Genomic DNA, 6,764 nt, shown 5'->3' with positions numbered 1-6,764 from the left:
TCCGACCAGATGACCGCCTCGTGGATCGCCACCATCGACGAGCTCGCCGCCGACCGCTCCGTGCGGGTCGTCGTGGTGACCGGCGAAGGGTCTGCCTTCTGCTCGGGCGGCAACACCTCCTGGATCGCCAGCGAGCCGGACGCCTCGGTCGACTACCTGCGCACCCGGATGATGGCCTTCTACCGGGCCTGGCTCTCGATCCGGAAGCTCGAGGTGCCCACCATCGCGGCGATCAACGGTCCGGCGATCGGCGCCGGGCTCTGCCTGGCGCTGGCCTGCGACATCCGGTACGCCGCCGACGGCGCCAAGATGGGCGTGCCGTTCGTGCGTCTGGGGATGCACTCCGGGATGGCCGGCACCTACCTGCTGCCGAACGTGGTCGGCCCCGCCCACGCACGGGACCTGCTGCTCACCGGCCGGGTGGTGGAGGCCGACGAGGCCCTGCGCCTGGGCATGGTCTCCCGGGTGATCGACCCCGCCTCGTTCCAGGACGAGATCCTCGCTGCCGCCCAGGGCATCGCCGCGAACGCGCCGATCGCCACCAGGCTGACCAAGCTGGCGCTGGCCGACGGTGGCCACGCCGACTACGAGAGCGGACTGCAGTGGGAGGGGATGGCCCAGCCGCTGACCCTGGCCACCGAGGACCTCCAGGAGGGGATCCGCGCGGCCCACGCCAAGCGGGCTCCGGTCTTCACCGGCAACTGAGGCGCCCGACACGAGAGGAGGCCCCCGGTCCACCTGGCGGCACTCGCCTTCCCCTTGCGAGTGCCGGTCAGTGACCCGGGGGCCTCATCTGGGCGTCACGCTAGGAGCCGCGCAACGCTGCGGTCAACGGATCGGCCCGGATCCGTCCCGCGACCTGTGGAGACGGCTGTGGACGAGCCTGTGGACAAGCGGGGGACTACCGTGGAGAACTGGGGTCAGAACCGGGAAACCACTGTGGAGAACGCCGCCTGTCGGCCGGGACCGAACGCCGCTGACCAGCACCAACGCCCCTCCACTGCCTGTGGAGGAAAGAAATCCGGAGGGTGACGCGTGTCGCAGCAGGAACAACCCCCGGCCGCCGGCTCGCCGTACGACGCCGGGCCGGTCGCGGCGCTGCGCCGGGTCGCGTTCCTGCTCGAGCGGGCCCGGGAGGACACCTACAAGGTGAAGGCGTTCCGCGGGGCCGCTGCGGTGATCCTCCCGATGCCGGCCGAGGAGGTGGCCCGGGCGGTGGCCGCCGGCACCCTGACCGACCTGCCCGGGGTGGGGGCGAGCTCGGCGGCGGTGATCGCCGACGCCGTGAAGGGTGTCCTCCCCGAGCGGCTGGCCACGCTCGAGCGCGAGCACGGCGGGCCGCTCACCGCCGGCGGGCACGACCTGCGCGCCCGGCTCCGCGGTGACCTGCACAGCCACTCGGACTGGTCCGACGGCGGGTCGCCGATCGAGGAGATGGCCTTCACCGCGATCGAGCTCGGCCACGAGTACCTGGTGCTGACCGACCACTCGCCGCGGCTGAAGGTCGCCCACGGGCTGAGCGCCGAGCGCCTGGCCCGCCAGCTCGACGTGATCGACGCCGTGAACGACCACCTGGGCGGGGCCGGCTTCCGGCTGCTCAAGGGGATCGAGGTCGACATCCTCGACGACGGCGGACTGGACCAGAGCGACGAGATGCTGGCCCGGCTCGACGTCCGCGTGGCCAGCGTCCACTCCAAGCTCAGGATGGACTCCGCCGCGATGACCCGACGGATGGTGGCGGCCGTGCGCAACCCCCGCACCAACGTGCTCGGGCACTGCACCGGCCGGCTGGTGACCGGCAACCGCGGCACCCGGCCCCCCTCGGAGTTCCACGCCGAGGCGGTCTTCGGTGCCTGCGCCGAGGAGGGCGTGGCCGTGGAGATCAATGCCCGGCCCGAACGTCGCGACCCGCCGACCCGGCTGCTGGAGCTGGCCCGGGACCTGGGCTGCCTGTTCTCCATCGACTCCGACGCCCACGCCCCGGGTCAGCTCGACTTCCTGGTCCACGGCTGCGAGCGCGCCGAGGACGCCGGGATCGACCCGGAACGGATCGTCAACACCTGGCCGAGAGAACACCTGCTGGAGTGGGCGAACGGATAGTTTGGGGGCATGTCCGCCGCCACACCCAACGCCGAGGTGGAGGTACGCCGCTCGAAGCGGCGCCGCCGCACGGTCTCGGCGTACCGCGACGGCGACCGGATCATCGTGATGATCCCGGCCTCGCTGAGCCGTGCCGAGGAAGCCGAGTGGGTGAGCACGATGGTGGCCCGGCTGGAGAAGTCCGAACGCCGTCGCCGGCCCTCCGACGACGACCTGCTGCACCGGGCCCGGACGCTCAACGACCGCTACCTCGGTGGGCTGGCGGTCCCGGAGTCGGTGCGCTGGGCGACCAACCAGAACGCCCGCTGGGGCTCCTGCACGCCGGGTGACCGGGCGATCCGGGTCTCCGACCGGCTCCAGGGCATGCCGGGCTGGGTCGTCGACTACGTCCTGGTGCACGAGCTCGCCCACCTGCTCGAGGTCGGCCACGACGAGAAGTTCTGGGGCTGGGTGGCGCAGTACCCGCACGCCGAGCGTGCCCGGGGCTACCTGCTGGGCTGGTCGGCCGCCGCCCAGGTCGACCCGCCGCAGAGCGAGCAGGCCGAGGAGCCCTCGGACAGCGACCCCGTCGACTGAGCACCGGCTCCGTCGACTGAGCACCGGCCCCGTCGACTGAGCACCGCCCCCGGCGCAGGCTCAGCCGAAGCGTCGCCGCGCGATCGCGATCAGCTCGTGCATCGCGGGCTCCAGCTCCGGCAACGCGTCCAGCGGCCACCACCGGACGTCCAGCGACTCCTCGCTGGTGGCGTGCGCGCCGTCGACCGGGGCCAGGGCGACGTAGCGGACGTCGAGGTGGTGCACGGTGCCGCGGGGATCGCAGAACGCCACCGTGTGAGCGTCGAGCTGCGCGGGCTCGGCGTCCAGGCGCAGCCCGGGCAGCCCGGACTCCTCCAGGCCCTCCCGCAGCGCGACGCCGGCCAGCGTGGGGTCGTCGTCCTCGCAGTGACCGCCGAAGTGGAACCACCGCTTCGCCTTGCCGTGCAGGTTCAGCAGGACGTGGCCGAGCGAATCGTCCAGCACCAGGACACCGGCGGTGAGGTGGTCGGGGAAGCAGCCGCGCTGCGTCCCGTCCGGCCGACGCTCGAGGTGCTCGACGAACCGGGCTCGCAACGCCTCCTGCGCGTCGTCGTACGCCGACCACGCCGACAAGTGGGTCAGCGCGTCGTGGTGCAGGCTCACTCCTCGGTGGGCCCGTCGAGCAGGTCGCGCAGGGCGGCGTCGAAGTCGTCGTCGCTCAGCGACTCGGGGGCGGCCGCGCCCTCCCGGAAGCCCAGCGGGTCGTCGAGGTCCTCGGCGGTCGGCAGCAGGTCGGGGTGCATCCAGACGCCGTCGCGGGCCTCGGTGCCCTGCCGGGTGCGCAGCGAGCCCCACAGGGTGGAGGCGTCGCGCAGCCGGCGCGGGCGCAGTTCGAGGCCGACCAGCGAGGCGAAGGTCTGCTCCGCCGGGCCACCCGCGGCACGGCGCCGGCGCACGGCCTCGCGCATCTTGGCGGCCGCGGGCATCCGCTCCTCGGTGGCTTGGTGCACGACCTCGTCGACCCAGCCCTCGACCAGCGCGAGGGTGACCTCGAGCCGCTGCAGTGCCTTGGTCTGTGCCTCGGACTGCGGCAGGTCGAACATGCCGCCGTCGAGCAGCGCCTGCATCGACTCGGGGTTGGTGGGGTCGATCCCGCGCATCTGCTCCTCGATGCGGCTCTGGATGCCCTCGGCGTTGATCTCGATGCCGCGGGCGTACGCCGCCACCGCGCCGATCAGGTGCTCGCGCAGCCACGGCACGTGCGCGAAGAGGCGCTGGTGGGCGGCCTCGCGCAGCGCCAGGTAGAGCAGGACGTCGTCCTCGCTGACGTCGAGGCCGTCGGCGAAGGCGGCCACGTTGGCGGGCACCAGGGCGGCGCGGCCGGCCGGGGCCAGCGGCAGTCCGATGTCGGAGGCGCTCAGCACCTCGCCGGCCAGCACGCCCAGGCCCGAGCCCACCTGGCTGGCGACCATCACGCCGACGGCCTTGCCGAGCATGCCCAGCATCGGCCCGGAGACGGCCCGCGCCTCCTCGGGCAGCGCGCTGCCCAGGGCGGCGGTCGACTGCTCGGCGATCGGCTCGACGAGCACCTTCCACACGTCCAGCGTGCCGACCAGCCACTCGGCGCGGCTCCAGGCGGTCGCCGAGCTCACTCCCGACGGGAACTCGGTGGTCTCGTCGAGCCAGTGGTCGGCGAGCCGGATCGCGTCGGCGACGGCGTCCTTCTGGCGCTGGGTGGGGGCGGGGTCGGCCTTCTGGGCCACGGACTTGCGGGCGAGATCCAGCGCGTGGTCCCAGTTCAGCGCACCGTCGTAGGGCTGCATCATCGACTGGATCTGGCTGAACAGCTGGCTCAGGTCGGGGATGCCGCCGCCGGCGCCACCGAACCCGCCCAGGCCGCCGGCGAAGAACTGTTCGAACGGCGTGCCCTTGAACGGGTTCTGACCGCTGTCGTCAGGCCCGGAGGGGGTGTCGTCGGGGGTGTCGTTCATGGGGCCCACGGTACGCGCTCCCGACAATCGGGGTCAGTCCGTGTCCCCGTGGCTAGGCTCACCGGGTGAGCACTCCCGCCGTACGCCTGGTCGACCTGCGCGAGACGCCGCTCGACGTCGCCGAGGTCGTGGCAGCCCTCGACGACGACGCCTCGGGCGGTCTGACCCTCTTCGTGGGCCGGGTCCGCGACCACGACGGCGGCAAGGGGGTCGACGGCCTCGACTACTCCGCCCACCCCAGCGCGCTGGAGCGGTTGCGGCAGGTCTGCGCCCGGATCGCCGAGGAGTACGACGTCACCGGCGTGGCGGCCGTGCACCGCACCGGCGCGTTGGCGATCGGGGACATCGCGGTCGTGGTGGCGACGACCGCGGCCCACCGGGGAGCGGCCTTCGAGGCCTCCCGGGCCCTGATCGACACCCTCAAGGCCGAGGTCCCGATCTGGAAGCACCAGCGTTTCGGTGACGGCTCCGACGAGTGGGTGGGCACGCCCTGAGCGTTTCTGCCCGGCGTGGGGCCTCGGGGTGCCTACGCTGCGGGGGTGGAGATCCTGTGGTGGCTCGTGCCGTCGGCGGTGCTGACGGCCGTGGCGATGGCCTGGGTGAGCTGGCTGGGCCGCGAGGGCCGGGGCGAGGTCGACCGTGACGTCGCCGTACGCCGGCTGGCCGAGGCGCTGCAGCGCGAGCCACGCCCGCCGAAGGGTCGGGCGACCCCCCGGACGTCCGAACGGGACCGCAGCACCGGGATCGCCGTACGCCCCTCGCGAGCCCGGCAGGTGCCTCCTGCGGAGCCACCCCACACCCAGCGCGCAGGGTAGTTGTCGCTGGGTGAGAGGCTGGGGGCCATGACGCAGCGCACCCTGGCCGGGATCCTGGCGGCGCCGCTGGTCCTGGCCCTGCTGGTGATCGCGGCGACCCAACCCCTGCCCTACGTCACCTACGAGCCCGGCCTGACCGTCGACGTGCTCGGTGACACCGACGGCGCGGAGATCATCCAGATCAACGGTCAGAAGACCTACCGCGACGACGGCGAGCTGCGGATGACCACCGTCTACGTCTCCCAGCCGGACGCCAAGCTCAACCTCTTCGACGTGATGAGCGACTGGATCAGCCGCGAGGACGCCGTCTACCCCTACAAGGCGGTCTACCGTCCTGACGAGACGACCGAGCAGTCCCGGGAGGACGGCGCGGTCGAGATGGTCTCCTCGCAGGACGCCGCGATCGCGGTCGCGCTGGCCGAGCTGGGCTACGACGTGGAGCCGGCGCTGGAGGTGCTCAGCGTCTCCGACAACGCGCCCGCCGACGGCAGGCTGAAGGTGCGCGACGTCTTCCGCTCGATCAACGGCACCCCGGTCGAGGAGCCCGAGGACATCATCGACACGCTGCAGGCCACGCCCCCGGGCGAGGCGGTGACCTTCGAGGTGCTCCGCGGCGGCGAGCCCACCACCGTGCGAGTCGTGCCCACCACCAACGAGGAGGGCAACCAGGTGGTCGGCATCCGGCTCGGCACCGGCTACGTCTTCCCCTTCCAGGTCTCGGTCAACATCGCCGACAACATCGGCGGCCCGAGCGCCGGGCTGATGTTCTCGCTCGGCATCTACGACACGCTGACCCCCGGCTCGTTGACCGACGGCCGGATCGTCGCCGGCACCGGCACCATCAACGGCGCCGGCCAGGTCGGCCCGATCGGTGGCATCCAGCAGAAGATCGTGGCCGCGCGCGACGCGGGCGCCGAGCTCTTCCTGGTGCCGCCGGACAACTGCGCGGACGCGCTGGGCTCGCAGAACGGCGACATGCGCCTGGTCCGGGCGCCGACGATGCACAGCGCCACCGACTCGATCAAGGCGTGGGTCGACGACCCGGACGCCGACCTCCCGACCTGCAAGGGGAACGCGTGACCGACCCGGAGCTCGAGCTCAGTCCTGACCTCGTGGCCGACCTCGAGGTGGACCCTGCGCTCGCCTCGGCCGTCCTCGAGATCGAGGCCCACATCGCGGCCGGCGGCTGGGACCAGCCCGCCCGCCTCTATGCGCTGGTGAAGACCGGCGAGCTGGTCGAGCGGGAGCCTGCGCTCGCCGCCGCGATGGGGCTCGACGCCGCCGCCGAGCAGGGGTCGCTGACCCCCGTCGAGCAGGACCAGCTCAGCGCCGAACGGCCGCT

Annotated in this window: 8 protein-coding genes and 1 pseudogene; 7 read left to right on the top strand and 2 right to left on the bottom strand. The window is 72.8% G+C overall.

The window, feature by feature from the left end; all coding sequences use genetic code 11:
• From ABZE72_RS15015 to ABZE72_RS15005, 3 genes are all read left to right on the top strand, one after another.
• A partial coding sequence (locus tag ABZE72_RS15015) for an enoyl-CoA hydratase/isomerase family protein (protein WP_372729839.1) occupies positions 1 to 705 on the top strand: 705 nt, incomplete at its 5' end.
• 330 nt (positions 706 to 1,035) lie between these two features.
• Complete coding sequence (locus ABZE72_RS15010) at positions 1,036 to 2,100, top strand: PHP domain-containing protein (protein WP_372729838.1); 1,065 nt, start codon at positions 1,036 to 1,038, stop codon at positions 2,098 to 2,100.
• A 9-nt stretch (positions 2,101 to 2,109) separates the two neighbouring features.
• Positions 2,110 to 2,676 carry a M48 family metallopeptidase gene (locus tag ABZE72_RS15005; RefSeq protein ID WP_372729837.1) on the top strand — a complete coding sequence of 189 codons (567 nt, stop codon included), beginning with the start codon at positions 2,110 to 2,112 and terminating at the stop codon, positions 2,674 to 2,676.
• A gap of 60 nt (positions 2,677 to 2,736) precedes the next feature.
• Here the strand turns inward: ABZE72_RS15005 and ABZE72_RS15000 are convergent, their stop codons facing one another.
• A complete protein-coding gene (locus ABZE72_RS15000) occupies positions 2,737 to 3,279 on the bottom strand; it encodes an NUDIX hydrolase (protein WP_372729836.1) in 543 nt (180 codons plus the stop codon).
• Positions 3,276 to 4,607, bottom strand: coding sequence for a zinc-dependent metalloprotease (locus ABZE72_RS14995; protein ID WP_372729835.1), 1,332 nt, complete (start codon positions 4,605 to 4,607; stop codon positions 3,276 to 3,278). The genes ABZE72_RS15000 and ABZE72_RS14995 overlap by 4 nt, the downstream gene beginning before the upstream one ends.
• A gap of 65 nt (positions 4,608 to 4,672) precedes the next feature.
• On the opposite strand from ABZE72_RS14995, the gene ABZE72_RS14990 reads away from it, so the two are divergent.
• From ABZE72_RS14990 to ABZE72_RS14975, 4 genes and pseudogenes are all read left to right on the top strand, one after another.
• Positions 4,673 to 5,101 (top strand): molybdenum cofactor biosynthesis protein MoaE, encoded by a 429-nt coding sequence (locus ABZE72_RS14990; protein ID WP_372729834.1) that lies wholly within the window; start codon positions 4,673 to 4,675, stop codon positions 5,099 to 5,101.
• Positions 5,102 to 5,146: 45 nt separating this feature from the next.
• Complete coding sequence (locus tag ABZE72_RS14985; RefSeq protein ID WP_372729833.1) at positions 5,147 to 5,422, top strand: hypothetical protein; 276 nt, start codon at positions 5,147 to 5,149, stop codon at positions 5,420 to 5,422.
• 27 nt (positions 5,423 to 5,449) lie between these two features.
• Positions 5,450 to 6,502 (top strand): PDZ domain-containing protein, encoded by a 1,053-nt coding sequence (locus ABZE72_RS14980; protein ID WP_372729832.1) that lies wholly within the window; start codon positions 5,450 to 5,452, stop codon positions 6,500 to 6,502.
• Positions 6,499 to 6,764: pseudogene (locus ABZE72_RS14975) on the top strand (hypothetical protein); the annotation flags it as partial. The gene ABZE72_RS14980 and the pseudogene ABZE72_RS14975, both read left to right, overlap by 4 nt.

Source organism: Nocardioides sp. (assembly GCF_041600255.1).
Classification (GTDB): Bacteria; Actinomycetota; Actinomycetes; order Propionibacteriales; family Nocardioidaceae; genus Nocardioides.
This window is presented reverse-complemented; position numbering and strand designations above follow the sequence as displayed.

Coding starts and splice junctions, on each gene's coding strand:
- ABZE72_RS15005 (WP_372729837.1), top strand. CDS start 2,110: ATGTCCGCCGCCACACCCAACGCCGAGGTGGAGGTACGCCGCTCGAAG.
- ABZE72_RS14995 (WP_372729835.1), bottom strand. CDS start 4,607: ATGAACGACACCCCCGACGACACCCCCTCCGGGCCTGACGACAGCGGT.
- ABZE72_RS14980 (WP_372729832.1), top strand. CDS start 5,450: ATGACGCAGCGCACCCTGGCCGGGATCCTGGCGGCGCCGCTGGTCCTG.